We start from the raw sequence: 24,265 nt of genomic DNA, 5'->3' as shown, positions 1-24,265 counted from the left end.
TCATGGCGATCATTTGAACCTGGGGGAATGACAGCACCATGACATCGAACGACAGCGCGACGCCGGCCACGACACTCGAACGTGGCGCGGGCGTGGCCGTCTGGCGGCAGATCGAACAGATTCTCGCCGCCGAGATCGCGGCCAGCGGTTTCGGCGAGGAGGGCCGGCTGCCGAGCGAGGGCGAACTGGCCAGGCGCTTCGACGTCAACCGCCATACAGTGCGCCGCGCGATGCTCGGTCTCGCCGCGCTCGGCCTCGTCAGCGTCGAGCAGGGGCGCGGCACGTTCGTGCAGCCCGGCGCGATCGACTATACGATCGGCCGCCGCACGCGCTTCACCGAAAACCTGCGCCAGCAGCATCATGCGGCGGCGGGCAAGATGCTGTCGGCCGCGCGCATGAAAGCCGAGCCGGGTGTCGCGAAGGCGTTGGGCCTGCGCGCCGGCACGGCGGTGTATCGCATCGAATCGCTGAACGAGTCCGACGGCGTGCCGCTCACGTTCGCGCGTAGCTGGTATCCGGCCGCGCGTTTCGCGGATCTGCCGGACGTGGTGCAGCGGGTCGGCGGCATGACGAAGGCGCTCGCCGAATTCGGCGTGAACGATTATCTGCGCAAGTGGAGCCGCATCGGCAGCGTGCTGCCGGAGCCGGAAGTGGCGCGTCGTTTGAACATCAACCGTCAGCAGCCGGTGCTGTGGGTCGAAAACGTCGACGTCGATATGCAGGGCACGCCGGTCAAATACGGTTTTACGCATTTCGCGGCGGACCGTGTGCAGCTTTTCGTGGAGCATGATCTGTGAGCGACGCTGCCTGGGGCACGCGCGCGCGCTTTGCCGTGTACTACGCGCCGTCGCGGGAATCTGCGTGGTGGCAGGCCGGATCGGCATGGCTCGGCCGCGATGCGCAAAGCGGCGAGCATTGCGTATCGCCGCAGCCGCCGGGTTTGACGCGTCCGCTCGCGGCATTGACCGATGCGCCGCGCCGCTATGGCTGGCATGGGACGCTGGTCGCGCCGTTCCGGCTCGCCGATAACGTCACGCACGACGACCTGCTCGCCGCGTCACGCGCGTGGGCGCTCACGCAGCACCCGTTCGCATTGCCGGTGGAAGCCGCGACGCTCGGCGATTTCGTCGCGTTGCGTCCCGCCGATGCACACGGCGATGCATGCATGCGCGAGGTCGCGGCGAGCGCGCTGCAATCGCTCGATGCGTTGCGCGCGCAACCGTCGGCGGCCGATCTCGCGCGCCGGCTCGCCGCGCCCCTTAGCGAACGGCAACGGATGCTGCTGCTTCAATGGGGCTATCCGTACGTGTTCGACGAATTCCGTTTTCATATGACGCTGTCGAGCTCGCTCGCCGATGCCGATGAGCGCGCGACGCTGCTCGCATGGTGGCGGCAGCGCACGCCTCGGCTCGGACCGCTCGCGATCGATCAGGCCGCACTGTTCGTCGAGCCCGCGCCGGGCGAGCCGTTCGTGCTATGGCAACGCCTGCCGTTTCGCGGCGGCGAGCCGCGCGACGATCGCAACGACAGCAGTGCAACGAGGTGAACCGGCAATGGCAGCGCGTTTGATCTATGTGATGGGCCCGTCGGGCGCGGGCAAGGATTCGCTGCTCGAATTCGCTCGCCAGCGGCTCGCGGGCAAGCCGATCGTATTCGCGCATCGCTACATCACGCGGCCGAGCGGCAACGGCGAGGCGCACGTCGCGCTGAGCGTCGAGGAGTTCGCCGCGCGTTCGCTGCTGGGGCTGTTCGCGCTCGAATGGTCGAGCCATTCGCTGCGCTATGGCATCGGTATCGAACTCGATGCGTGGCTCGCGCGCGGCTGCACGGTGGTCGTCAACGGTTCGCGGCAGTACGTGCAGCATGCGCTCGCGCGTTATCCGCGCGCGGAAGTGGTTCACGTGAATGCGGCCGCGCCTGTTCTCGAAGCGCGGCTCGGCGCGCGGGCGCGCGAATCGGCGGAGCAGGTCGCGGCACGGCTGGCGCGGCGCGCGCCGTTTTCGTTGCCCGACGGGGTGCGCTGCACGACGATCGATAATTCCGGCGCGCTCGAAGACGCGGGGCGCGAGCTGATCGCGGTGCTGAAGGAATCCGTGAGCGCATAGTGCGCGGCAAAACGCGCATCCGCGACAAGTCCCCCGCAGCCACCCCCAGCCATCCTGTTGTACGTCCCCCCCATCCTCGCTCTCGGCGCTGGCAGCAAGCATGCGGAGCCATTAAAGGGCTCGATCGAGTGTTCTGAGCTGCCCGAACAAAAATAAAGACGCAATAGGTGTTCGGGCTACTTGCTCCGCCGTTTTTCGTATCTAACACTCTGTCTCAATCCGTTTAACCAGACACATGTCCGGTATATCGGACAAACGGATGAGTGAGCCAGCGGATTCCCGAGCGAATCGAAAACACTGGAACCGATACGTCCGTCCCCGGAACACCCATCTCCGCTTAGGACCTGCATATGAAACCTGCAAAACGTGGCGTCAAGACTGCCTTCCTGTTCGCTGTTGCCGGATTGCTCGCGCTGACGGGCTGCACCAAGGTATCGACGCCGGGACAAGGCGCAACGGCTTCCTCGACCCTGCAGGCCGTGCAGCAGCGCGGCACCCTGCGCGTTGGCGATTGCCTGACTTTCGCGCCTTTCGGGTTCTACGACAAGGATGGCCAACCCGACGGATACGACGTGGACCTCGCGAAGGAGCTCGCCAAACAGATGGGCGTCAAGCTCGAGGTCGTGAACACGACGAGCGCAAACCGGATTCCGAATCTGCAGACCGGCAAGGTCGACGTCGTGTTCTGCAACTTCACGCGTAACCTGGAGCGCGCGAAAGTCGTCGAATTCACGACGCCCTACGTGGTCGCCAGCGAAGCACTGCTGGTCAAGAAGAGCAGCGGCATCCAGTCCATCAAGGATATGAGCAATCGCACGATCGCCACGGTAAAGGGATCGACCAACGGCGACGAAGTGCGCGCGCTGAACATGGCTGTCAAGATTCAGGAATATGACAGCTCGCAGGCCGCGATTCTCGCTGTCAAGCAGGGTCAGGCCGATGCAATGATCGAAGACAACAACTTCCTAGCCTATCAGGCGAAGCTCGACCCGGAGCTTACGGTCACCAACGAAGCCCTCGTGCCGCTCGAGTACAACGCATTCGGCGTCAAGGCCGGAGATCAGGAGTGGCTCAACTATCTGAACCTGTTCCTCTTCAACATCAATGCGTCGAAGCAGAACGCCGAGCTCTACAAGAAGTGGTTCGGCACCGACCCGCACTATCCTCTGAACCCGCAGTTCTAGGGAGCCGGTGATGTCGAAAGCGCACGAGACTCGAGCGACGTGGAGGATGTGATGGGTTACGAATGGCTAACGTTATGGGGCTACGTGCCCGACTTCCTGCGAGCAGGCTGGCTCACGCTGCAGGTGACCGTGCTCGCGTTCGTACTGGCGGTGTGCCTCGGGTTGTTGGCCGCGCTCGCCAGTGTCAGTCCAGTCGCCGTGCTGCGACTCGTCGCGCGCTGCTATGTCGAAATCATCCGCAATACGCCTGTGCTGCTGCAGATCTTCATCGTGTTCTTCGGCTTGCCGTCCGCCGGCATTTCACTGGACGCGTACTGGGCGGGCGTGATTGCACTGGGACTCAACGTCGGCGCTTATCTGTCGGAAGTGTTTCGCGCGGGCATCCAGTCGGTGCCGCGTGGCCAGCTCGAAGCGGCCGGCATTCTCGGGCTCGAGCGTGGGCAGATCTTCACGACGATCGTGCTGCCGCAAGCGGCGCGAGCGGTCTATCCCGCGATCGTGAATTACCTGATCCAGTTGTTGCTCGGTACCTCGCTGTTGTCCGCCATTGCGCTTCCGGAATTGACCGGAACCGCGACGGTGATCAACTCGCGAACCCTTCTTTATATCCAGACGTTCGCCGTGACGCTCGTCGCGTATCTCGTACTCAGCAACGTACTGTCGTGGTTTGCAAGCCAACTCGGAGCGCGAATTTTTCATCCGCCTCTCGTCATCCGGCCTCGCGCCCGTTTCGGCGGCCTTTCAATACGCCGGGCCAACCGGGCTTAATCTTCGCATCGGAGTTGGATCATGTCAGTTGAACTGCTGAAAACCAGTCTTTCAATTCTGCTGCAAGGGTTGGTGACGACGCTGCTGCTTTCCGTGGCGGCCATCGTGGGCAGCACGCTGGTCGGCCTGTTTGCCGCTGTTTTGAGGTCGTTCGGACCGTGGGGCACGCCCCGCATCGCGAAACTTTACACCGAGCTGTTTCGCGGTACGCCCGTGCTCATCACCCTGATGTTCATCTACTTTGGGGTGTCCTACTTCGGTTACGCGATCGACGTATTCGCGGCAGGGGTCATCGGTTTGAGCGTGTATCAGGGCGCGTATATCGCCGAGGTGTTCCGCTCCGGCATCGAGTCGGTGCCTAAGGGCCAGTGGGAGGTGTCGCAGATTCTCGGCCTCACGAAAACCCAGGCCTTCTCGTTCGTCGTGCTGCCGCAGACCGGAAAGATCGTGCTGCCCCCGCTCATCGGCCAGTATCTGTCGCTCATCAAGGACACGTCGATTGTCAGCATGATCGGGATGTCCGAACTGATGCACGGCGGCCAGGCCATCGTCGACCGGGTCGGCAAGCCGGTCGAGATTTACGGACTCGTCGCCCTGATTTACTTTGCCGTGTGCTTCCCACTCTCGCAATGGGTACGCCACCATGACCGCAGGAGATTGTCGTGAGCAGCCAGACACAAACCAGGCCCATCATTTCACTGACGGGCGTCAGCAAATCATTCGGTTCAACCCGTGTGTTGAACGAAATCAATCTCGATGTCCGGTCGGGCGAAGTGCTGGTGCTGATCGGCGCTTCCGGCTCCGGAAAGAGCACCGTGTTGCGGATCATGGCCGGACTGGAAACGTCGGATTCCGGCGAAGTCTGGGTCAACGAGGTTCCGCTTCATGATCCTCGCCGCGCGCGCGATATTCGTGGCCACGTGGGCATGGTCTTCCAGCAGTTCAATCTGTTTCCTCACAAGACCGCGCTCGGCAACGTCACGCTCGCGCTGATCAAGGCGCGCAAGATGAAGCCCGCGGACGCACGCAAGCGCGCGATGGACGCGCTCGACCGGGTCGGGCTTGCCGAACGCGCGGAGCACTACCCGAGTCAGTTGTCGGGTGGCCAGCAACAGCGTGTAGCGATTGCGAGGGCGCTTGCGGTAGAGCCGGGCATCATGTTCTTCGACGAAGCGACTTCGGCGCTGGACCCGGAACTGGTCGGCGAAGTCACGGAGGTCATGCGCGGTCTCGCGCGCGACGGCATGACCATGGTGGTCGTCACCCATGAAATGGGCTTTGCGCGCAAGACCGCCGACCGCGTCGTGTTCATGGACAAGGGCGTTATCGCCGAGCAGGGAGACCCCGAACAGATTTTCGTCAATCCTTCGAACGAGCGCACGCGACAGTTTCTTCACCGGGTTCTCGACCATTAACGAATTGCATGCCGGATGTCATCCCTGAGCGTGTTCGCGCGCGGTAAACTCGCACCCCTCGACAGACAAACGACTTTACCAACGCGTTAATGGAGTGAATGCATGGCGGTTACAGAATCGTCGCGGGCCAGAGGTGTCGACCGCGTGATCGAAATTTTTCGGCAGCTCCATATCGCCCAGCGGCCAATGACGATGCGTGAGTTGATCGATGCGACCGGAGCACCTCGTTCGAGCATTTATGAATTGGTCGCGATCCTCACCGGGGTAGGCTGGCTCGAGACGGCCGCGGACGGCAGCGTGTTTTTCGGGCGCGAAATGCACTACTACGGGTCTGATTACGCGACTCACAACGACCTGATCAGCCGCTCGCATCAGGCCATCCTGGCGCTGGTCAGGAAGTACGAAGAAACCACGCAGTTGTGCATGCTCGAGGGCAATAAATATACGGTCGTGTTGTCGGAGAGCAGCGCGCGCCCTTTCAACATCAGCTCTGACATCGGCGTGAGAGTACCGATTCCGTGGACCGCGACAGGACGCCTGCTGCTTGGTCATCTGAGCGCGGACGAAATTCGTGCGCTCATTCCGGGCGACGATTTCGTCCTCGACAACGGTACGCGTATCGACTTCGCTGAATTCTTTCAGGATGTGCAGCTTGCGAAGGAGCAAGGCTACTGCTGCACCGAAGGGCTGTCCGATGCCTTCCGGCTTTGCATGGCGGCGCCCGTGCGTGACCGCGCGGGCTTGCCGGTTGCCGCGCTCTGTTTCATGACGAGTCGCGACACGAGCCCCGAGAAGCGGGCCGGAATGCTCGAAGACCTCCTGCAGTCCGCGAAGGCGTTGTCGTATAGATAGCCTGGTGGGTGCGAAGAACATGGCCGGTATTCAACAATGCTCGAAGGAGAAGAAACGATGAAGCGTTATGGCGTGGAAGGCGGCAAGGGAACCGGCGGTCAACACATGCCGTTCGCGCGCGCGGTCGAGGCGAACGGCTGGCTGTTCGTTTCCGGCCAGACGCCGATGGAAAACGGTGAAGTCATCAACGGCGGCATCGTGGAGCAATCGCATCAGGCGCTGAAGAACGTATTCGCCATCCTGCGGGAAGCCGGGTATGGCGCCGAACACGTCGTGCGCTGCGGTGTCTGGCTCGATGACCCGCGCGATTTCGCTTCCTTCAACAAGGTGTTTCGCGAGTACTTCGGCGAGCATCCGCCCGCGCGTGCGGCTGTCGTGTCGAGCATGGTTATCGACTGCAAGGTTGAGGTCGATTGCGTCGCTTATAAGGAACCGCGGGAGTAGGTGACAGGAGCCTCGCCAATCTTCAAGGTTCAAAGCGTGCGTCCAGGATAGCGCTTTGAGGATGTCCGGCGCTGCATGATGGACTCGTCGACGGTTGTATCGTTCGCTACACTTGCCCGGCATAATCCCGAAGTGCGTACGACTTCGATGATGCCGACCCGGGCCTACGGGGTTTAATTGCCTTTTCGCCGCCTCTGCCTGCCGGCCCTTGAACCTGGAGCAATGGAACAAATGAACGAGACCCCGCGTTTGACCGAAGTGTCCGATCTGGAACCCGCCGCCGCGAGCCTGCGCGAGATTCGCCATCACATTCACCACCATCCCGAACTCGCTTACGAGGAAGTGCAGACCGCCGCGCTGGTCGCGGAAAAGCTCGAGCAGTGGGGCTGGCAGGTCACGCGCGGGGTCGGCAAGACCGGTGTGGTCGGCACGCTGAAGGTCGGCGACGGCAAGCGCAGCATCGGCATTCGGGCGGACATGGACGCGCTGCCGATCATTGAGCAGACCGGCCTGCCGTATGCGAGCGGCACGCACGGCAAGATGCACGCATGCGGCCACGACGGTCACACGACGATCCTGCTCGGCGCCGCGCAACGGCTTGCCGCCACGCGCAATTTTTCGGGCACCGTGCATCTGTATTTCCAGCCGGCCGAGGAAAGCGGCATCGACAGCGGCGCGGTGAAAATGATCAACGACGGCCTGTTCGAGCGCTTCCCGTGCGACGCCGTGTTCGGGCTGCACAACCATCCGGGCGCGGAGCCGGGCATGCTGCTGTTCCGCAAGGGGCCGTTCATGTCGGCGGGCGACAAGGCGATCATCACGATCGAAGGCGTCGGCGGTCATGCGGCGCGTCCGCATCTGACCGTCGATCCGGTGGTGGTGGCCGCCAGCATCGTGATGGCGTTGCAGACGATCGTCGCGCGCAACGTCGATCCGTCGCAGCCGGCGGTCGTGACGGTCGGCTCGATGCACGCGGGCACCGCGAACAACGTGATTTCGGGCAGCGCGCGGCTCGAACTCAGCGTGCGCTCGTTCAGCCCCGACGTGCGCGCGCTACTGAAAAAGCGCATCACCGAGCTCGCCGAAACCCAGGCCGCGAGCTATGGCGGCAAGGCGGTCGTCGAGTACATCGAAGGCTATCCGGTCGTCGTCAATACCGATGCCGAGACCGATTTCGCGGTGCGGGTCGCGCGCGAACTGGTCGGCGACGACAAGGTGGTCGAGCAGACCGACATCCTGATGGGCAGCGAGGACTTCGCGTTCATGCTGCAGAAGCGGCCGGGCACGTTCCTGCGCATCGGCAACGGCGTCGGCGAGGATGGCTGCATGGTGCACAACCCGCACTACGATTTCAACGACCGCAGCCTGCCGATCGGCGCGGCGTTCTGGGCGCGGCTCGTGGAGCGCTATCTGGCGCAATGAGTGGCCCGAACGAGGGCGGCGCGCTGTCTTACCCGCGCCGCGCCACCATCTCCGACACTGTCTGCGCGGCTTCCTGCAGCGGCTCCAGAAACGCCTTCACCATCTGCTTCGCCGAATTGCGCTGTGCGTTGCCGCTGATGTTCATCGCGGCGATCACGCGTCCCTGGCGGTTGCGGATCGGCGCGGACAGCGAAATCAGTCCGCCTTCCAGTTCCTGATCGACGATCGCCCACCCCTGGCGGCGCACCTGCGCGATCAGCTTCTTCAACTCTTCCTTGTCGGTGACGGTGCGCGGCGTGTGCGCGTGGAGCGGCGACAGGTTCAGCGTCGCGTCGAGCGTTTCGTCGTCGAGCGCGGCGAGCAGCACGCGGCCCATCGACGTGCAATACGCGGGCAGACGGCTGCCGATCGACAGGTTGATCGTCATGATCTTGTGAGTCGGCACGCGCAGCACGTAGACGATCTCGGTGCGGTCGAGCACGGCCGCCGAGCAGCTTTCGTGCACCTGCGCCGACAGGTTCTCCATCACCGGCTCCGCGAGATTCCAGAACGGCATCGACGTCAGGTATGCGAAGCCGAGGTCGAGAATCTTCGGCGTCAGACGGAACAGGCGTCCTTCGGCCTCCACGTAGCCGAGCGTCTGCAGCGTTAGCAGGATCCGGCGCGCGCCGGCGCGCGTGAGGCCGGTCGCCGCGGCGACGTCGGTGAGCGTCTGTTCGGGGCGCGTCGCGTCGAACGCGCGGATGACCGCGAGGCCGCGCGCGAACGACTGCACGTACGAGTCGCCCGGTTTCTCCGGGGCCGGTTCGGCGTTGACGGGCACGACGGAAGACGGCGGCAGGGCTTTGCTCATGGACCTTGAAGAATGCGTTCGAAAAGAGTGCGCGCGACGGGCGCGCCGGTTGACGCGGCGCCTCGCGGCGCAATGTGGCGCAAAGGCGAGACGATAGCTTAAGCCTTCTGTTTCGCCAAATGATGTGCATCCGTTCAAAAATCCCAGGGTTTGCGCGGATGCGACTCGTCGCCTGAAATTTGTATGATGACCTGATAACCCGATCCATTCATTCGACCCGATCCAGCCGGCACCTCATGTTCGAGAAGATTCCAGTACGGGCGCTGAGCGACACCGTCGCGCAGCAACTGCTCAAGCAGATCGACAAGGGCACCTTCGCGCGCGGCGGCAAGCTGCCCACCGAAGCCGTGCTCGCGGAGCAGTTCGGCGTGAGCCGCACGGTGATCCGCGAGGCGATTTCGCGGCTCAAGAACGAGGGCGTGGTCGAGCCGCGCCAGGGCAGCGGCGTGTTCGTCGCCGGGCACGGCGCGATCCGGCCGCTGCGGATCGACTACGCGGAGGCGATCGAGCCGGGCGCGGTCGTGCAGATTCTCGCGCTGCGCCGCGCGATCGAGGCCGAGGTCGCGTCCGAAGCCGCGATGCGCCGCAGCGCCGCCGACATGGCCGCGATCGACGCCGCGCTCGCCCACATCGATCAGGCGGTGGCCGACGGCGACGACGGCGTCGCCGAAGACGTCGCGTTTCATCGCGCGATCGCGGCGGCCACCGGCAATCCCTATTTCCTGAAGACGCTGACGTTCCTGAACCAGTACCTCGAGGCGGGTACGGTCGTCACGCGCCGCAACGAGGCGTTGCGCGAGGACTTCTCGCGTCAGGTGCGCGACGAGCACGCGGCGATCGCCGCGGCGATTCGCACCGGCGATCCGATGGCGGCGCGCAATGCCGCGCAGACGCATCTGTACAACGCCGCGCGGCGGCTCGCCGAAGCGGGCATCGCCTGAGGCGGCTTGCGCGCGCACGCGCAGGAAGACGAATCGGCGGGGCCGCGCTGCCTGCCGGAGACGACGAACGCAGTACCAATCCGTAGAGGTTACGTATGTCGAGAAATGTCGGTGTCATCGGTCTGGGCGCAATGGGGCTCGGTGTCGCGCGCTCGTTGCTGCGCGCGGGTTTTCGGGTCCACGCGTGCGATCTGCGCAGCGGCGTGCTGCAGGCGTTCGTCGCCGAGGGCGGCATCGGCTGCGCGACGCCTGCGGAGCTCGGCGCGCAATGCGAGGTCGTCATCACGCTGGTCGTGAATGCCGCGCAAACCGAAACCGTGCTGTTCGGCGAGCACGGCGCGCTCGCGGCGATGAAGCCGGGCGGCGTGGTGATCTCGAGCGCAACAGTCGCGCCCGAATTCGCGAGCGAACTCGGCGGGCGCGTCGAGGCGGCCGGTTTGCAGATGCTCGACGCGCCGGTGTCCGGCGGCGCGGCGCGCGCGGCATCGGGCGAAATGACGATGATGACCTCCGGTCCGGCGGCGGCCTATGCCGCGTGCGAGGACGTGCTGGCCGCGATCGCCGGCAAGGTATACCGGCTCGGGTCGGCGCATGGCGCAGGCTCGAAGGTGAAGATCATCAACCAGTTGCTCGCCGGCGTGCATATCGCGGCGGCGGCCGAGGCGATGGCGCTCGGTTTGCGCGAAGGTGTCGATCCCGACGCGCTGTACGACGTGATCACGCACAGCGCGGGCAATTCGTGGATGTTCGAGAACCGCGTGCCGCACATCCTCGCGGGCGACTACACGCCGCTGTCCGCGGTCGATATCTTCGTCAAGGACCTGGGGCTTGTGCTCGACACTGCGCGCCGCACGAAATTTCCGCTGCCGCTCTCGGCGGCCGCGCACCAGATGTTCATGATGGCGTCGGCGGCGGGCCACGGCGGCGAAGACGACTCCGCGGTCATCAGGATTTTCCCCGGCATCGAACTGCCGGCGGCGCAATAAGCGGGAGCCTCTGTCATGACGGTTAGCACAAAAGCGGTAGGCGCGAACGGCGCGCTGCTCGGCTGTATCGCCGACGATTTCACCGGGGCCACCGACCTCGCCAACATGCTCGTGCGCGGCGGCATGCGTACGGTGCAGACGATCGGCGTGCCGGCGTCGAACGAAGCGCTCGAGGCCGACGCGCTGGTGGTGGCGCTGAAGTCGCGCACGATCGCCGCCGCCGACGCGGTCGCTCAATCGCTTGCCGCGCTCGACTGGCTGCGCGCGCAAGGTTGCCGCCAGTTCTTCTTCAAGTACTGCTCGACCTTCGATTCGACCGATGCGGGCAATATCGGTCCCGTGACCGATGCGTTGCTGAATGCGCTGTCCGCTGAGTTTGCCGAGGGCGCGTCGTTCACGATCGCGTGTCCGGCGTTTCCGGAGAACGGCCGCACGATCTTTCGCGGCCATCTGTTCGTCGGCGATGCGCTGCTCAACGAGTCGGGCATGGAAAACCATCCGCTCACGCCGATGCGCGATGCGAATCTCGTGCGCGTGCTGCGGCGGCAGACCGCATCGAAGGTCGGCCTCGTGCGTTATGACGCGGTGGCGCAAGGCACGCCGGCGGTGCGTGCCGCGTTCGACGCACTGCGCGCCGACGGCGTGCGCATCGCGATTGCCGATGCGATTTCCGATGCCGATCTGCACACGCTCGGCGCGGCATGCGCGGATCTCGCGCTGATCACGGGCGGCTCCGGTGTCGCGCTCGGCTTGCCGGCCAACTTCCGGCGCGCGGGTCTGCTCGGCGAGCACAACGATGCCGCGCAACTGCCGCGCGTCGCGGGATTGGCGGCGGTGCTCGCGGGCAGCGCGTCGAAAGCGACCAATGCGCAGGTCGCCGCATGGTGCGCCACGCGGCCGGCGTTTCGCATCGATCCGCTCGCGGCGGCGCGCGGCGAGCCCGTCGTCGAACAGGCGCTCGCGTTTGCGCAGACGAGCCTCGATCGCGCGGAGCCGGTGCTGATCTATGCAACCGCGTCGCCCGACGAAGTGAAGGCCGTGCAGCGCGAACTCGGCGTCGACGAGGCGGGGCACCTGGTCGAGGCGACGCTGGCGTCGATTGCGCGCGGGCTGCGCGAGCGCGGCGTGCGCAAGTTCATCGTCGCGGGCGGCGAGACCTCGGGCGCGGTCGTGCAGGCGCTCGACGTGCGCACGCTGCGTATCGGCGCGCAGATCGATCCCGGCGTGCCGGCCACCGCGACGACCGGCGCGGAGCCGCTCGCGCTCGCGTTGAAGTCCGGCAACTTCGGCTCGCCCGATTTCTTCGAAAAGGCGCTGCGCCATCTCGATGGAGGCGCGCAATGACCGGCGCGCCCGCACTCCACACCTCCGCTGAAGCTCGCGTGCGCGAGGAAATCTGCGCAGTCGGCGCGAGTCTCTACCAGCGCGGCTATACGGTCGGCACCGCCGGCAACATCAGCGCTCGGCTCGACGACGGCTGGCTCATCACGCCCACCGACGCATGCCTTGGCCGTCTCGACCCCGCCGATATCGCGAAGGTCGACGTCGACGGCCGCGCGGTGTCGGGCGGCAAGCCATCGAAAACGCTGGCGCTGCATCGCGGCATCTATGCGCGCAACGGCGACGCGCGGGGGATCGTCCATACGCATTCGACGCACCTGGTCGCGTTGACGCTCGCGGGCGTGTGGAGCGAGACCGACGTGCTGCCGCCGCTGACGCCGTACTACGTGATGAAAGTGGGCCACGTCCCGCTGATTCGCTATCGCCGTCCCGGCGATCCGCAAGTGGCCGCGCGGATCGCCGCGCTCGCCGATAGCGTGCGCGCGGTGCTGCTCGAACGTCTGGGGCCCGTGGTGTGGGAGCGGTCGGTCGCGCAGGCGTCGTATGCGCTCGAGGAACTTGAGGAAACCGCGCGTTTGTGGCTGATGACGAATCCGCGGCCCGCGCCGCTCGACGAAGCCGCCATCGAAGAACTGCGTGCCGTATTCGGCGCGCGCTGGTAGCGGCCCGCGCCGCGACGAGCCGGCCCGTTGCCGCTTGCGTGCGGCGCGTTTGTCCGCTGTGAGCGCCGTACGCCATCTCACCCCGCATCACCCCGTTTTCAAGGAGTTGCCGCCATGCCTCGCTTCGCTGCCAATCTGACGATGATGTACAACGAGCACGCGTTTCTCGATCGTTTCGCCGCCGCTGCGCGCGACGGCTTCAAGGCGGTCGAATTCCTGTTTCCGTACGAGTTCCGCGCGGGCGAGCTGAAGGCGCGGCTCGACGCGCACGCTCTCACGCAGGCGCTCTTCAATGCGCCGCCCGGCGACTGGAGCGGCGGCGAGCGCGGCCTTGCGTCGTTGCCCGGCCGCGAGGACGAATTCAGGCGCAGCGTCGAGACGGCGCTCGACTACGCGCGCGTGCTCGGCAATCGCAAGCTGCATGTGATGGCGGGTCTGATCGCAAAGGATCAGCCGCGCGACAGGCATCGCGACGTCTATCTGAAGAATCTCGCGTATGCCGCGCAGCAGGCGCAAGCCGAACAGATCATGGTTGTCATCGAGCCGATCAATACGCGGGACATCCCCGGCTATTTCCTCAATCGCCAGGACGACGCGCAGGCGATCTGCGCCGAAGTCGGCGCGCCGAATCTGCGGGTGCAGTTCGACTGCTATCACTGCCAGATCGTCGAAGGCGATCTGGCGATGAAACTGCGCCGCGATATGCCGGGCATCGGCCATATACAGATTGCCGGCGTGCCCGAGCGGCACGAGCCGGATATCGGCGAGCTGAATTACCCGTACCTGTTCGACCTCATTGATTCGCTCGGCTACGACGGCTACATCGGCTGCGAATACCGGCCGCGCGCGGCGACGTCGGCGGGGCTCGGCTGGATCAGGCCATATCTGGACACGGCGAGTTGAGCGCCGCGTAGAACCGCTCATCACCCTCCATCACCACGGACACGCAACCATGAAAGTACTGATCACCGGCGGCGCCGGTTTTCTCGGCCAGCGTCTCGCGCGCGAACTGCTCGCGCGCGAGACGCTGAAGGACGCACACGGCGCGCCGCAAGCGATTACCGAGCTGGTGCTGCTCGACGTCGTGCGCGCCAACGATTTCGGCGACAGACGCGTGCGCACCGAAGTGGGCGACATTGCCGGGCGCAGCGTGCTCGAACGCGCGATCGACGACAGGACTTCGGCGATCTTCCATCTGGCCGCGATCGTCAGCGGGCAGGCCGAGGCGGATTTCGATCTCGGCATGCGCATCAATCTCGACGCGTCGCGGTTGCTGCTCGAGATCTGCCGGCAGCGCGGGCACCAGCCGCGCGTCGTGTTCACGAGTTCGGTCGCGGTTTACGGCGGCGATCTGCCCGACGTCGTGCGGGACGACACCGCGCTCAATCCGCAATCGTCGTATGGCGCGCAGAAGGCGATCGCGGAGCTGCTGCTCAACGACTACTCGCGACGCGGTTTCGTCGACGGTCGCGTGCTGCGGCTGCCGACGATCAGCGTGCGGCCGGGGCGGCCGAACGCGGCGGCGTCGTCGTTCGCGAGCGGCATCATCCGCGAGCCGCTGAACGGCGAAGAAGCCGTGTGTCCAGTTGCAGGTTCGACGCGGCTCTGGCTGCTGTCGCCACGCAAGGCGATTGAAAGCCTGATCGCCGGACTCGAACTTGATGGCGCCGCGCTCGGCCGGCAGCGTGTGGTGAACCTGCCGGGAATTTCAGTCAGCGTCGACGAAATGATCGCGGCGCTGCGCGAGGTCGCGGGCGACGCGGTGGCGAGCCGTATCGTGCGGCAACCCGACGAGCGCATCGAGAAGATCGTCGGCAGTTGGCCGGATGCGTGGGATACGTCGCGCGCCGAACGGCTGGGGCTTGCCGGCGAGCGCGGCTTCGCGGACGTGATCCGCGGCTATATCGAGGACGAGGGGATCGACGTGCGCTGACGTGCGTTGACGTTTGCGGAAAGGAACCTGCGCGTATTCCCTGGTATCTCCTGGCATCGGTCCGGCCATGCTTGACATGCTTTCGCGCACGCGCCATCATCGTGCCTGTTTGTTCGATATGTGACCTTGTGTTCGTGTAAAGAACAAAAGGCCGGGCAACGAAAGGTGATAGCCGCAACCATCGGCAATCCCACGCCCATCGTTCACGATCCTCGCAGCTTGCCGTCATGCCTCGCCGGGCGATGCGTCAGCGCATCGAACCCGCGTCATCGCGGCAAGGCGGCCGCGGCGCGGCGCACGCAGCATCTCAACTGGAGACATCTCATGACCGAAGCTTTCCTGTGCGACGCGATTCGCACCCCCATTGGCCGCTATGCGGGTTCGCTGTCCTCGGTGCGCGCCGACGACCTCGGCGCGGTGCCGCTGAAGGCGCTGATGGAGCGCAACAAGAACGTCGACTGGAGCGCGATCGACGACGTGATCTACGGCTGCGCGAACCAGGCCGGCGACGACAACCGCAACGTCGCGCGCATGTCGCTGCTGCTCGCGGGTCTGCCGAAGGACGTGGCGGGGTCGACGGTGAACCGTCTGTGCGGCTCGGGCATGGACGCGGTCGGCATCGCGGCGCGCGCGATCAAGTCGGGCGAGGCGGCGCTGATGATCGCGGGCGGTGTCGAAAGCATGAGCCGCGCGCCGTTCGTGATGCCCAAGGCGACCAGCGCGTTCTCGCGTCAGAACGAGGTCTACGACACGACGATCGGCTGGCGTTTCGTCAACCCGCTGATGAAGAAGCTGTACGGCGTCGACTCGATGCCGGAAACCGCCGAGAACGTCGCGACCGACTACAACATCAGCCGCGCCGATCAGGACGCATTCGCGCTGCGCAGCCAGCAGAAGGCCGCGCGCGCGCAACGCGACGGCACGTTCGCGCAGGAAATCGTCGGCGTGACGATCGCGCAGAAGAAGGGCGATCCGATCACGGTGTCGCAGGACGAGCATCCGCGCGAGACCAGCCTCGAGGCGCTCGCGAAGCTGAAGGGCGTCGTGCGTCCGGACGGCACGGTCACGGCCGGTAACGCATCGGGCGTGAACGACGGCGCGGCCGCGCTGCTGCTCGCGAACGAAGCCACCGCGAAGCGCTTCGGCCTCACGCCGCGCGCCCGCGTGCTGGGTGTCGCCACGGCCGGCGTCGCGCCGCGCGTGATGGGCATCGGCCCGGCTCCCGCCACGCAAAAGCTGCTCGCGCGCCTGAACATGACGATCGACCAGTTCGACGTGATCGAGCTGAACGAAGCATTCGCGTCGCAAGGTATCGCGGTGCTGCGCGCGCTCGGCGTCGCCGACGACGATCCTCGCGTCAATCCGAACGGCGGCGCGATTGCGCTCGGCCATCCGCTCGGCATGAGCGGCGCGCGTCTCGTGACGACCGCGACGTATCAGTTGCAGCGCACGCAAGGCCGTTTCGCGCTGTGTACCATGTGCATCGGCGTCGGCCAGGGTATCGCGATCGCTATCGAGCGCGTGTAATAGGTGTAGCGCGGGAAGCGGGGCACGCGGTTTCGACTCGTGCTCGCCGTTCACCGCGCCTCGCGGGTTTCATCCAGCGTCATCCAGCAGCCCCATCGTTTCGGCGATTGGGGCTGTTTCTTTTTGCGTCGCGCGCGGTCGGATTGCGTATCGGCGCGCACGGGAAAGTGGTATTGATCGGATGGGTACAATCGTTCGCGTCATACCGCGTGAAGTAGTCGTTCTGAAGATGCGGGCATTCATCAAGGGGAACGCAAATGAAAACAGCAACGATGGGCGCGGCGTTGATGATCGTGCTGGTCGCCGCGGCCCAGCCGGCGCGCGCGCAGGATGACATGGCGAGCACCGCGCAAGGCGTGCTCAGCGCGGCGCAGCCGGTGCATATGAAGGCGGAGATCGTCGGCATCGATCCGGGCACCCGCACGCTCACGCTCAAGGGCGAGCACGGCAATATCGCGGTCGTGCTCGTGAGCCAGCAACTGGTCGGCTTCGATCAACTGAAGGTCGGCGATCGCGTCGACGTCCTCTACAAGAACGCGCTGCTGACGAAGGTCGACAAGGTCAGCGGCGCGGGCAAGGGCATCCGCGAGCGGGTCGACAAACAGACGTACACGCCGGCGTCGGGCGGATACGAGTCGGCGCGTCAGACCGAGGTGCTCGCGACGGTGCTGAAGATCGATCGCAAGCAGCGCCTCGTCACGTTGCGCGGCGCGTACCAGACCCAAATGTTCCAGGCGGCGCCCGACGTCGATCTGAGCGACGTGAAGGTCGGCGATACCGTGCATGCGGCGTTCGTGTCGGCCGCGGCCGTGCAGGTGACGCCGGCGGAGCAGTGAGTGCGCCTGCGCTGCATGTACCCATGTGGTCGCAGGCGACTCTGCATTCGCACCCGCGCTTGCGTCCTTTTCCGCCGCCGCCCGCCCGCGACAAACTATGTCGAAATATGTCGCGGCACCCTCAAAACGCCCGCAAACCCTTGTCCAGCGGCCCTCCGTCGCGGTGAAACAGCGTGACATATCTTCCGTGATGATTTACCCGGCATGTCCTTCTATAGTCCGTTCGTCGCCACGCAGCAGTGACCCAGGTGGCCCGAATCCAGCAAGGACATACCGTGAAAAACCGTTCATTCGCAGGTTCCGTCAAGGCCGACGCCCACGTTGCCGGCGCCGTTTGTGTCGAAGCATCGTCTGACCGTTCCTCCGTGCGCGGCGTGTTGCGCAAACTCGTATTCGGCGTGGCAGCGGCCGTGCTCGCGCTCGGCAGCGCATCGGCGTTCGCGTGGTCGGGGCATGGCACCGCATACACGTCGCGCGGCATCTATAACGGCGCGCACTACGGCTCGTGCGGCGGCGGCAGTTGCTCGCATGCGGGCGGCGTCGCCGGCCCGTACGGCGGTTTCGCGAGCAATACCGGCACGGTCACGCGCACCGCGCCGGGCCAGTTCTCGAACTCGGGCACCGCGACCGGCCGCTACGGCAATTCGGTACAGCATTCGGGCGACACTAGCTGCGCGAGCGGCACCTGCTCACACACGGGCACGATGACCGGCCCGGACGGCAAGACGGCGACCACCTCCGGCGACGTGACGCGCACCGCGCCGGGTCAGTATTCGTCGTCGGGCACGGTCACGGGTTCGAACGGCAATTCCTACAACCATTCGGCATCGACGAATTGCGCGGGCTCGACCTGCTCGCGCTCGGGCACGGTGACCGGCCCCGATAACGGCAGCGTCTATCACTCGGGCACGGCCACGCGTGTCGCGCCGGGCGTCGTGACGACCTCGACGAGCGTGACCGGCACGCACGGCAGCACGGTGGCGACGAGCGGCACGGTGGTCACGGGCGGCGTCGTGGTGGCGGGTGGAACGACGACCGGCACGACGGTCGTCGTTGCGCCGAAGCCGGTGGTTGTGACGCCACCGCCGCCGCCGGTCGTGTATGTGCCACCGAAGCCGGTGGTGATAACGCCCGCGCCGGCCTATGTTCCGCCGCCGCCGGTCGTTTATGCGCCGCCGCTCCCGCCGCCTGCCGTGTACGTGGCGCCGCGGCCGGTTTATGTCGCGCCGCGGGCCGTCGTGTGGGTGCCGGGCCACTGGGTCGGCCGGGTCTGGGTACCGGCGCATTGGGCATGACGATGAACACGGCGATGCGAATCAGAGCCTGCATCGAATCTCTGCGCTTGCGTCGTGCCGTCCGGCGCGACGCGAGCGGCGCTACGACGCGAGCGCGGCAGGCGAGTGCGGCGCCCCGGCCGCTGCTCGACACGTCACCGAGGCGCGCAGTCTGCCACGTCGCTGCATTCGCAACGATCGTCATCGCGACGCTGCTGGCGATAAACGCATTCGTCGCGGCCGCCGACGACCGTCACGCGAATCACACCCGTGCGGCGCCACGGGACTGTTCCGCGCGATACGCGGCGTTGCTCGATCTCGCCGAACTCGCGCGGCGCGACGGCAAATCGTCGGAGGTGGTCGTGCGCGGCCTGAGCGAGCAGGGCGGCGCGCTGAGCGATTGCCTGGCCGCCGGCCGTGGCGCACCGGCGCCGCGGTGAGCGATGCGAGGCTACGCCGATGGCTCGCGCTGTCGCGTCAGATCGCACTCGAGAAAAATCGCGCCGGGGATCGGGTTGAACACGTAGGCCTCGATCGGTTCGAAACCGAGCGACGCATAGAGGCCGAGGGCCGCGTGCATGGTCGGCAGCGTGTCGAGGCGCATGCGCCGATAACCGGCCTGTTTCGCCGCCGCGCAGATCTGCACGGCGAGTTGCCGGCCCACATGCAGACCGCGCCCCGCGGGGCGCACATAGAGGCGTTTCATTTCGCAGGTCGTTGCGTCGAGCGGACGCATCGCGACGCAGCCGACGATCTCGCCGTCGTCGTTGCTCGCGAGCAGCACGCGGCCCCGCGGCGCCGCGAATTTGCCGGGCAGGCCGGCGAGTTCGGCATCGAATTGCTGGAAACCGAGATCGATGCCGAGGCTTTCGGCGTATTCGCGAAAGATGGTCCGGACGATCTCGAGCTGTTCGGGGAAGTGGGCGAGCTGGATATGGATCATGCGGATCATGCGCGATTGCGGAGGGCGGGCCGAGGGGCTGAAGGAAAGCCACCGTTGCGATGCGGGCAATTTAGCGGAACACCCGCGGCCGCCCCGCGGCGCCTGCATAAATTACCGCGCGGACCTCGCGCAAACATTACTGAAGCCGCACGGGAAAGCGGATCACGAACGTCGTCCCCACCCCCTCACGCGATGCGAATTCGATGCGTCCGTCCAGCACGCGGCATAGCTCCCTGACGATCGCGAGCCCGAGCCCCGTACCCGGAATGTCCTCGCCGGCCGCGCGCTCGAATTCGTCGAACACGCGATCCGCATCCGCGGCCGCGATGCCGACGCCGGTATCGGACACGCGAATCGTCCAGTGCTCGGGCCCGTCCATCGCGAACCGCAATTCGATCTGCCCCGACTTCGTGTACTTGATCGCGTTGGACAGCAGATTGACCGCGATCTGCTTGAGCTTCAGACGATGCGACATGACGGCCGGCAGCGCCACGTCGAACGTGGTGCGCAACGCGAGCCCCTTGGCCTCGATCGACGGCCGCGTCGACGCGACGAGTTCGTCGTAGAGCTCGCGCAGATCGACGGATTCGAGCGCGAGCGGCGCGGCGTCCCCCAGCACGACCGAGTACTCGACCATCTGGTCGACGAGCTGCTTCATATCGGCGGCCTGGCGGTTCGCGAGCGTCAACGCGGTCTCGGCTTTGGAAGGCGCCCGCGCGATCAGTTGCAGTGCGATCGAAAACGCATTGAGGAAATTGCGCAGATCGTGCACGACGCTGCGCGTGATCTGCATCCGCGATTCGTGCAGATCGCCGACCAGCCGTTGCTTCAGCATCAATTCGTGATTCGCGCGCTCGAGCCGCCCGGTATATTCGTCGATCTTGCGATCCCGTTCGCTGACGACTTCCTTGATCGACGCAAACGCGACCATGCTGAACGCTTCGGCGATGAGCCGCCGCGCGCGGCTTTCGTGGCGGCGCGTGAATCTGTTCTCGCGCGCGGCGAATTCCTCCAGCGCGTCGGCGAGCACATGCTGGAAAAGATCCAGCTCGCGCACCAGTTCTTCGATCCGGTAGCCCTGGCGCCAGCGGACCTTGCCGTGCTTTCTCGCGTCGCGCTCGATCGACGTTTCGACGCGCTCGAGATCCTCCACGTCGAGCGCCGCGCACAGTCCTTCGAGAATTTCCGGCAGATGATCGGCAAGCTGCTGGTAAGTCAGCTTGTCCGCCTCGACGAGATCGGGATCGGTCGAGACGGCGTGCATCCATTGTCTGGTGAGGCGGTCCTGTTCCGCTCTGACGAAGGCGGCGAAGCTGCGCAGCGGACTCTCGCGTGTGTCGGTCATGATGAATGCGGCAATGAAGTTTCTACAACGTACGAATGCATGATACGAACGCACGAATTGTCCCGATCGTATCGATTTCACGGCGCGGCGGCTCATATTTCGCCGCGAATCGGCGAACAGGCCGACGCGCTCCGGCAATGCGCCACATTATCCACGCAATCGCGGTGCGTGGAACACCTCTTGCGTAGTCTCGGCAGACAAACCAGGCCTTTACGCCACAAAACGATGATGCGTTCAATCCTGCTGGTCGATGACGAGCCGGAAATTCTGGCCGCATGGCGCCTGATTCTCGAAAGCGAAGGGTATGAGGTGAGTTGCGCAAGCAACGGCGCCGAAGCGCTCGCGAGCGTGAGCGCCTGCGTGCCCGATCTGATCGTCACGGACTGGATGATGCCGATCATGGACGGCGCCGAATTGTGCCGGCGCCTGAAATTGATGCCGCAGCTCGCCAACGTGCCGATTCTGCTTCATACCGCGGTGCCGCCGACCGGCATCGCCGCGAACCTCTGGAACGTCTGTCTGCTCAAGCCGATCGGGGTGGACCTGTTTCTGACGACGATCGCGCGCCTGTGCGGGCCGGGGCGTTGAGCCCGGCCGGGCTGCCCACCGGATCGTTCTTCAGGAACTCGACGAACGCGCGCAGCGGCGCGGGTACGTGGCGATGTCCTGGATAGTAGAGAAACGGCCCGGAAAAGCGCTGCCACCACGGCTCGAGAATCGGTTCGAGCGCGCCGCTGTCGAGATGCGGGCGCAACATGTCTTCGAACAGATGAATGATGCCCACGCCCGCGGCCGCGCAACTGATCGCGAGATCGATCGCGGCGCCGGGCCGCACGAGCAGCGGCCCGGTCGGGTTCAGTTGCAGCAGTTCGCCGTCGCGCTCGAAGTACCAGGTCGGCGTCGCGCCGCTCGCGAATTGACCGCGCAGGCACGCGTGCGACAGCAGCTCGCCGGGATGCCCGGGGCGCCCGTGCACGTCGAGATACGCGGGCGACGCGGCCGTCGCGAAGCGCTGCACGCGCGCGCCGATCGGCACCGCGATCATGTCCTGCTCGAGGCGCTCGTCATAGCGAATGCCCGCGTCGCAGCCGATCGACAGCAGATCGACGAAACCGTCTTCCACTACCACTTCGACGCGGATGTCCGGATACTGCTTCAGGAAGCGCGCGACCACGTCCGGCAGGACGATGCGCGCCGCGCTCGACGGCACGTTGAGCTTCAGCGTGCCGGTCGGCTTGTCCCTGAAGCCGTTGAGCACGTCGAGCGCCGCTTCCATTTCGCCGAACAGCGGCGTCAGTTTTTCGATCAGACGCCGGCCCGCTTCGGTCGGCGCGACGCTGCGCGTGGTGCGGTTGAGCAGCCGCAGGCCGAGCTTCGTTTCGAGCCGGCGCACGGCGACGCTCAGACTCGATGCCGACACCCCGGCGACGCGCGCGGCATCGCGAAAGCCGCCCGCGCGGGCGACCGAAACGAAGGCGGCGAGATCGTTCAGTTCCATGTCCACTGTGCATATTTTTGAACAACCCGTACACGTTAAACCGGTTTATTCAACAACGCAATCCGGCGATACTGCCGCTCAAACACTTCTCTCAAGGAGATCGTCATGCCGAACTTCAGCACCCCGGATACTTTCCAACTGGCCGGCCGCACGGTGCGGCGCATGGGTTACGGCGCGATGCAGCTCGCCGGGCCCGGCGTCTTCGGGCCGCCGAAAGATCGCGACGCGGCGCTTGCGGTGCTGCGTGAAGCGGTTGAGGCGGGCGTCAATCACATCGATACGAGCGATTTTTACGGGCCGCACGTGACCAACCAGTTGATCCGCGAAGCGCTGCATCCGTATCCGGACGATCTGACGATCGTCACGAAAGTGGGCGCGGTGCGCGGCAGCGACGCCGCATGGCTGCCGGCGCAGGAGCCGGCCGACCTCGAGCGCGCGGTGCACGACAATTTGCGCAACCTCGGCCTCGACGCGCTCGAGGTGGTCAACATGCGCGTGATGGGCAACGTGCATGCGCCGAGCGAAGGCTCGATCGAGAAGCAGGTCAGCGCGCTGGCCGGGCTGCAGCAGCGTGGGCTCGTGCGTCATATCGGCCTGAGCAACGTGACGGCCGCGCAGATCGCCGAGGCGCAGCGCATCACGCAGGTCGTGTGCGTGCAGAATCATTACAACCTCGTGCATCGCGAAGACGATGCGTTGATCGACAGTCTCGCGAAGCAGGGCATCGCGTACGTGCCGTTCTTTCCGCTCGGCGGCTTTACGCCGATTCAATCGTCGGCGCTGTCGGAGATTGCGCGCAAGCTCGGCGCGACGCCGATGCAACTCGCGCTTGCGTGGCTGCTGCATCGGGCGCCGAACATCCTGCTGATTCCGGGCACTTCGTCGGTCGGGCATCTGCGCGAAAACCTGCAGGCGGCGCAACTGAAGCTGAGCGACGATGTGCTCGACGAACTGAATGCGATCGGCAACAGCGGCGGCAACGGCCAGAGCTGAGCGCACGCCACGCCACCTACACCGACGCCGCAATAAACTCCCGCAACCATCGATGCGCGGGGTCGCGATGCACCCGCTCGTGCCACAGCATCGCCATTTCGTAGCCCGGCACGTCGACCGGCGGCTCGACCGTCCGCAGCGCGTTCGAGCCGCGCACGAGACGCGCCGGCAGCATGCCCACGAGGTCGGTGCTGGCGAGCACCGATTGCATGAACAGAAAGTGCGGCACCGACAGCACGACCTTGCGCGCGAGTCCCACTTGCGCGAGCGCTTCGTCGGTCACGCCGAGGAAGCCGCCACCGTCCGGCGACACGATCACCTGTTCGAGCTTGCAGAACTGCGCGAGCGTCGGCCGGCGCTTGAGCTTCGGATGACCGGCGCGGCCCACCAGCACGTAGCGTTCGGCAAACAGCACGCGGCGCCGCAAACCTTCGGGCGCGCCCTCGCTGGTGTGGAAACCGATATCGATCTCGCCCTGTTCGGCCTGTCGCGCAAGGCGCGGCGGCACCGCCTCGACGATCGCGAGACGCGCGCCCGGCGCCGCCGCGCGCAAGCCGGCCAGCATCGGCAGGATGATCGTCGATTCCGCGTAGTCGGTCGCGGCGATGCGCCACGTGTGCGTTGCCGCGGCCGGATCGAACGGGCTCGCGGGCGCGACCGCGCGCTCCAGTGCTTCGAGCGCTTCGCGCAACGGCTCGCGCAGCGCCTCGGCTTTCGCGGTGGGCCGCATGCCGCGCGGCCCGGGCAGGAGCAACGGATCGCCGAACACGTCGCGCAATTTCGCCAGATGCACGCTGACCGACGGCTGCGAGAAGTTCAGCCGTTCGGCGGCGCGCGTCACGTTGTGCTCGGCGAGCAGCACGTCGAGCGTGACGAGCAGATTGAGGTCCAGCCTTCTGAGATTAACCACGGAAATACCTGACATATCGGGAATTCATTTCCA

At 65.5% G+C, this 24,265-nt stretch carries 27 protein-coding genes; 22 read left to right on the top strand and 5 right to left on the bottom strand.

Annotated elements, in window-relative coordinates; all coding sequences use genetic code 11:
- The first annotated feature begins 38 nt into the window (after nucleotides 1-38).
- From phnF to QM685_RS27390, 10 genes are all read left to right on the top strand, one after another.
- A complete protein-coding gene (gene phnF, locus QM685_RS27435) occupies nucleotides 39-797 on the top strand; it encodes a phosphonate metabolism transcriptional regulator PhnF (RefSeq protein ID WP_415121347.1) in 759 nt (252 codons plus the stop codon).
- A complete protein-coding gene (locus tag QM685_RS27430) occupies nucleotides 794-1,546 on the top strand; it encodes a DUF1045 domain-containing protein (RefSeq protein WP_415121345.1) in 753 nt (250 codons plus the stop codon). Before phnF ends, QM685_RS27430 begins: the two co-directional genes overlap by 4 nt.
- 7 nt (nucleotides 1,547-1,553) lie before the next feature.
- The gene (gene phnN / locus QM685_RS27425) at nucleotides 1,554-2,105 is read left to right on the top strand and encodes a phosphonate metabolism protein/1,5-bisphosphokinase (PRPP-forming) PhnN (protein ID WP_415121343.1); all 552 of its coding nucleotides are present in this window, start codon (nucleotides 1,554-1,556) and stop codon (nucleotides 2,103-2,105) included.
- A gap of 350 nt (nucleotides 2,106-2,455) precedes the next feature.
- A complete protein-coding gene (locus QM685_RS27420) occupies nucleotides 2,456-3,289 on the top strand; it encodes a transporter substrate-binding domain-containing protein (protein WP_415121341.1) in 834 nt (277 codons plus the stop codon).
- Nucleotides 3,290-3,340: 51 nt separating this feature from the next.
- Nucleotides 3,341-4,057: an amino acid ABC transporter permease gene (locus tag QM685_RS27415; protein WP_415121339.1), complete on the top strand. Its 717-nt coding sequence runs from the start codon at nucleotides 3,341-3,343 to the stop codon at nucleotides 4,055-4,057.
- Between the two features lie 21 nt (nucleotides 4,058-4,078).
- The gene (locus QM685_RS27410) at nucleotides 4,079-4,723 is read left to right on the top strand and encodes an amino acid ABC transporter permease (RefSeq protein ID WP_415121337.1); all 645 of its coding nucleotides are present in this window, start codon (nucleotides 4,079-4,081) and stop codon (nucleotides 4,721-4,723) included.
- Complete coding sequence (locus QM685_RS27405) at nucleotides 4,720-5,472, top strand: amino acid ABC transporter ATP-binding protein (protein WP_415121336.1); 753 nt, start codon at nucleotides 4,720-4,722, stop codon at nucleotides 5,470-5,472. Before QM685_RS27410 ends, QM685_RS27405 begins: the two co-directional genes overlap by 4 nt.
- Nucleotides 5,473-5,574: 102 nt before the next feature.
- Complete coding sequence (locus QM685_RS27400) at nucleotides 5,575-6,324, top strand: IclR family transcriptional regulator (protein WP_415121335.1); 750 nt, start codon at nucleotides 5,575-5,577, stop codon at nucleotides 6,322-6,324.
- 57 nt (nucleotides 6,325-6,381) lie between these two features.
- Nucleotides 6,382-6,768 (top strand): RidA family protein, encoded by a 387-nt coding sequence (locus tag QM685_RS27395; RefSeq protein WP_415121333.1) that lies wholly within the window; start codon nucleotides 6,382-6,384, stop codon nucleotides 6,766-6,768.
- A 231-nt stretch (nucleotides 6,769-6,999) separates the two neighbouring features.
- Nucleotides 7,000-8,190, top strand: a complete 1,191-nt coding sequence (locus tag QM685_RS27390) for a M20 aminoacylase family protein (RefSeq protein WP_415121332.1) — start codon at nucleotides 7,000-7,002, stop codon at nucleotides 8,188-8,190.
- A 28-nt stretch (nucleotides 8,191-8,218) separates the two neighbouring features.
- On the opposite strand, the gene QM685_RS27385 is transcribed toward QM685_RS27390, so the two are convergent.
- Nucleotides 8,219-9,043 (bottom strand): IclR family transcriptional regulator, encoded by an 825-nt coding sequence (locus tag QM685_RS27385; protein WP_415121331.1) that lies wholly within the window; start codon nucleotides 9,041-9,043, stop codon nucleotides 8,219-8,221.
- A gap of 236 nt (nucleotides 9,044-9,279) precedes the next feature.
- Here QM685_RS27385 and QM685_RS27380 point away from each other — a divergent pair, with 236 nt between their 5' ends.
- The 10 genes from QM685_RS27380 (at nucleotide 9,280) to QM685_RS27335 (ending at nucleotide 18,983) form a co-directional block, all read left to right on the top strand.
- On the top strand, nucleotides 9,280-9,984 hold the full coding sequence (locus QM685_RS27380) for a FadR/GntR family transcriptional regulator (protein ID WP_415121330.1): 705 nt from the start codon (nucleotides 9,280-9,282) through the stop codon (nucleotides 9,982-9,984).
- A gap of 95 nt (nucleotides 9,985-10,079) precedes the next feature.
- A complete protein-coding gene (gene ltnD / locus QM685_RS27375) occupies nucleotides 10,080-10,970 on the top strand; it encodes an L-threonate dehydrogenase (RefSeq protein ID WP_415121329.1) in 891 nt (296 codons plus the stop codon).
- A gap of 15 nt (nucleotides 10,971-10,985) precedes the next feature.
- Nucleotides 10,986-12,314 (top strand): 3-oxo-tetronate kinase, encoded by a 1,329-nt coding sequence (otnK, locus tag QM685_RS27370; RefSeq protein ID WP_415121328.1) that lies wholly within the window; start codon nucleotides 10,986-10,988, stop codon nucleotides 12,312-12,314.
- On the top strand, nucleotides 12,311-12,973 hold the full coding sequence (locus QM685_RS27365; protein WP_415121326.1) for an aldolase: 663 nt from the start codon (nucleotides 12,311-12,313) through the stop codon (nucleotides 12,971-12,973). The genes otnK and QM685_RS27365 overlap by 4 nt, the downstream gene beginning before the upstream one ends.
- Nucleotides 12,974-13,087: 114 nt before the next feature.
- Entirely contained in the window at nucleotides 13,088-13,876 is a 789-nt protein-coding gene (gene otnI, locus QM685_RS27360; RefSeq protein WP_415121324.1) for a 2-oxo-tetronate isomerase, read from the top strand.
- 49 nt (nucleotides 13,877-13,925) lie between these two features.
- Nucleotides 13,926-14,906, top strand: coding sequence for a D-erythronate dehydrogenase (gene denD, locus QM685_RS27355; RefSeq protein WP_415121322.1), 981 nt, complete (start codon nucleotides 13,926-13,928; stop codon nucleotides 14,904-14,906).
- A gap of 324 nt (nucleotides 14,907-15,230) precedes the next feature.
- On the top strand, nucleotides 15,231-16,433 hold the full coding sequence (pcaF, locus tag QM685_RS27350) for a 3-oxoadipyl-CoA thiolase (protein WP_415121320.1): 1,203 nt from the start codon (nucleotides 15,231-15,233) through the stop codon (nucleotides 16,431-16,433).
- A 257-nt stretch (nucleotides 16,434-16,690) separates the two neighbouring features.
- Entirely contained in the window at nucleotides 16,691-17,269 is a 579-nt protein-coding gene (locus tag QM685_RS27345; protein WP_415121318.1) for a hypothetical protein, read from the top strand.
- 275 nt (nucleotides 17,270-17,544) lie between these two features.
- Nucleotides 17,545-18,564 (top strand): hypothetical protein, encoded by a 1,020-nt coding sequence (locus QM685_RS27340; protein WP_415121316.1) that lies wholly within the window; start codon nucleotides 17,545-17,547, stop codon nucleotides 18,562-18,564.
- Complete coding sequence (locus tag QM685_RS27335; protein WP_415121314.1) at nucleotides 18,561-18,983, top strand: hypothetical protein; 423 nt, start codon at nucleotides 18,561-18,563, stop codon at nucleotides 18,981-18,983. The genes QM685_RS27340 and QM685_RS27335 overlap by 4 nt, the downstream gene beginning before the upstream one ends.
- 11 nt (nucleotides 18,984-18,994) lie before the next feature.
- On the opposite strand, the gene QM685_RS27330 is transcribed toward QM685_RS27335, so the two are convergent.
- Nucleotides 18,995-19,486, bottom strand: a complete 492-nt coding sequence (locus QM685_RS27330; RefSeq protein ID WP_415121420.1) for a GNAT family N-acetyltransferase — start codon at nucleotides 19,484-19,486, stop codon at nucleotides 18,995-18,997.
- A gap of 136 nt (nucleotides 19,487-19,622) precedes the next feature.
- A complete protein-coding gene (locus QM685_RS27325; RefSeq protein WP_415121312.1) occupies nucleotides 19,623-20,831 on the bottom strand; it encodes a sensor histidine kinase in 1,209 nt (402 codons plus the stop codon).
- A 225-nt stretch (nucleotides 20,832-21,056) separates the two neighbouring features.
- Here QM685_RS27325 and QM685_RS27320 point away from each other — a divergent pair, with 225 nt between their 5' ends.
- The gene (locus tag QM685_RS27320; RefSeq protein WP_415121310.1) at nucleotides 21,057-21,419 is read left to right on the top strand and encodes a response regulator; all 363 of its coding nucleotides are present in this window, start codon (nucleotides 21,057-21,059) and stop codon (nucleotides 21,417-21,419) included.
- Here QM685_RS27320 and QM685_RS27315 read toward each other — a convergent pair.
- Entirely contained in the window at nucleotides 21,355-22,329 is a 975-nt protein-coding gene (locus QM685_RS27315) for a LysR family transcriptional regulator (RefSeq protein ID WP_415121308.1), read from the bottom strand. The genes QM685_RS27320 and QM685_RS27315 overlap by 65 nt on opposite strands.
- A gap of 105 nt (nucleotides 22,330-22,434) precedes the next feature.
- On the opposite strand from QM685_RS27315, the gene QM685_RS27310 reads away from it, so the two are divergent.
- Nucleotides 22,435-23,322, top strand: coding sequence for an aldo/keto reductase family oxidoreductase (locus QM685_RS27310; RefSeq protein ID WP_415121306.1), 888 nt, complete (start codon nucleotides 22,435-22,437; stop codon nucleotides 23,320-23,322).
- A gap of 16 nt (nucleotides 23,323-23,338) precedes the next feature.
- On the opposite strand, the gene QM685_RS27305 is transcribed toward QM685_RS27310, so the two are convergent.
- A complete protein-coding gene (locus tag QM685_RS27305) occupies nucleotides 23,339-24,247 on the bottom strand; it encodes a LysR family transcriptional regulator (RefSeq protein WP_415121304.1) in 909 nt (302 codons plus the stop codon).
- Nucleotides 24,248-24,265: the final 18 nt, after the last annotated feature.

This window comes from Paraburkholderia sp., assembly GCF_047605525.1.
Classification (GTDB): domain Bacteria; phylum Pseudomonadota; class Gammaproteobacteria; order Burkholderiales; family Burkholderiaceae; genus Paraburkholderia.
The sequence above is the reverse complement of the archived record's forward strand: the minus strand, read 5'-3'. Positions and strand labels throughout refer to the sequence as shown.

Excerpts from the sequence above, each read along its gene's own strand:
- phnF (WP_415121347.1), top strand. The coding sequence starts at position 39 with ATGACATCGAACGACAGCGCGACGCCGGCCACGACACTCGAACGTGGC.
- phnN (WP_415121343.1), top strand. The coding sequence starts at position 1,554 with ATGGCAGCGCGTTTGATCTATGTGATGGGCCCGTCGGGCGCGGGCAAG.
- QM685_RS27420 (WP_415121341.1), top strand. The coding sequence starts at position 2,456 with ATGAAACCTGCAAAACGTGGCGTCAAGACTGCCTTCCTGTTCGCTGTT.
- QM685_RS27415 (WP_415121339.1), top strand. The coding sequence starts at position 3,341 with ATGGGTTACGAATGGCTAACGTTATGGGGCTACGTGCCCGACTTCCTG.
- QM685_RS27410 (WP_415121337.1), top strand. The coding sequence starts at position 4,079 with ATGTCAGTTGAACTGCTGAAAACCAGTCTTTCAATTCTGCTGCAAGGG.
- QM685_RS27400 (WP_415121335.1), top strand. The coding sequence starts at position 5,575 with ATGGCGGTTACAGAATCGTCGCGGGCCAGAGGTGTCGACCGCGTGATC.
- QM685_RS27395 (WP_415121333.1), top strand. The coding sequence starts at position 6,382 with ATGAAGCGTTATGGCGTGGAAGGCGGCAAGGGAACCGGCGGTCAACAC.
- QM685_RS27390 (WP_415121332.1), top strand. The coding sequence starts at position 7,000 with ATGAACGAGACCCCGCGTTTGACCGAAGTGTCCGATCTGGAACCCGCC.
- QM685_RS27385 (WP_415121331.1), bottom strand. The coding sequence starts at position 9,043 with ATGAGCAAAGCCCTGCCGCCGTCTTCCGTCGTGCCCGTCAACGCCGAA.
- QM685_RS27380 (WP_415121330.1), top strand. The coding sequence starts at position 9,280 with ATGTTCGAGAAGATTCCAGTACGGGCGCTGAGCGACACCGTCGCGCAG.
- ltnD (WP_415121329.1), top strand. The coding sequence starts at position 10,080 with ATGTCGAGAAATGTCGGTGTCATCGGTCTGGGCGCAATGGGGCTCGGT.
- otnK (WP_415121328.1), top strand. The coding sequence starts at position 10,986 with ATGACGGTTAGCACAAAAGCGGTAGGCGCGAACGGCGCGCTGCTCGGC.
- QM685_RS27365 (WP_415121326.1), top strand. The coding sequence starts at position 12,311 with ATGACCGGCGCGCCCGCACTCCACACCTCCGCTGAAGCTCGCGTGCGC.
- otnI (WP_415121324.1), top strand. The coding sequence starts at position 13,088 with ATGCCTCGCTTCGCTGCCAATCTGACGATGATGTACAACGAGCACGCG.
- denD (WP_415121322.1), top strand. The coding sequence starts at position 13,926 with ATGAAAGTACTGATCACCGGCGGCGCCGGTTTTCTCGGCCAGCGTCTC.
- pcaF (WP_415121320.1), top strand. The coding sequence starts at position 15,231 with ATGACCGAAGCTTTCCTGTGCGACGCGATTCGCACCCCCATTGGCCGC.
- QM685_RS27345 (WP_415121318.1), top strand. The coding sequence starts at position 16,691 with ATGAAAACAGCAACGATGGGCGCGGCGTTGATGATCGTGCTGGTCGCC.
- QM685_RS27335 (WP_415121314.1), top strand. The coding sequence starts at position 18,561 with ATGACGATGAACACGGCGATGCGAATCAGAGCCTGCATCGAATCTCTG.
- QM685_RS27330 (WP_415121420.1), bottom strand. The coding sequence starts at position 19,486 with ATGATCCATATCCAGCTCGCCCACTTCCCCGAACAGCTCGAGATCGTC.
- QM685_RS27325 (WP_415121312.1), bottom strand. The coding sequence starts at position 20,831 with ATGACCGACACACGCGAGAGTCCGCTGCGCAGCTTCGCCGCCTTCGTC.
- QM685_RS27320 (WP_415121310.1), top strand. The coding sequence starts at position 21,057 with ATGATGCGTTCAATCCTGCTGGTCGATGACGAGCCGGAAATTCTGGCC.
- QM685_RS27315 (WP_415121308.1), bottom strand. The coding sequence starts at position 22,329 with ATGGAACTGAACGATCTCGCCGCCTTCGTTTCGGTCGCCCGCGCGGGC.
- QM685_RS27310 (WP_415121306.1), top strand. The coding sequence starts at position 22,435 with ATGCCGAACTTCAGCACCCCGGATACTTTCCAACTGGCCGGCCGCACG.
- QM685_RS27305 (WP_415121304.1), bottom strand. The coding sequence starts at position 24,247 with ATGTCAGGTATTTCCGTGGTTAATCTCAGAAGGCTGGACCTCAATCTG.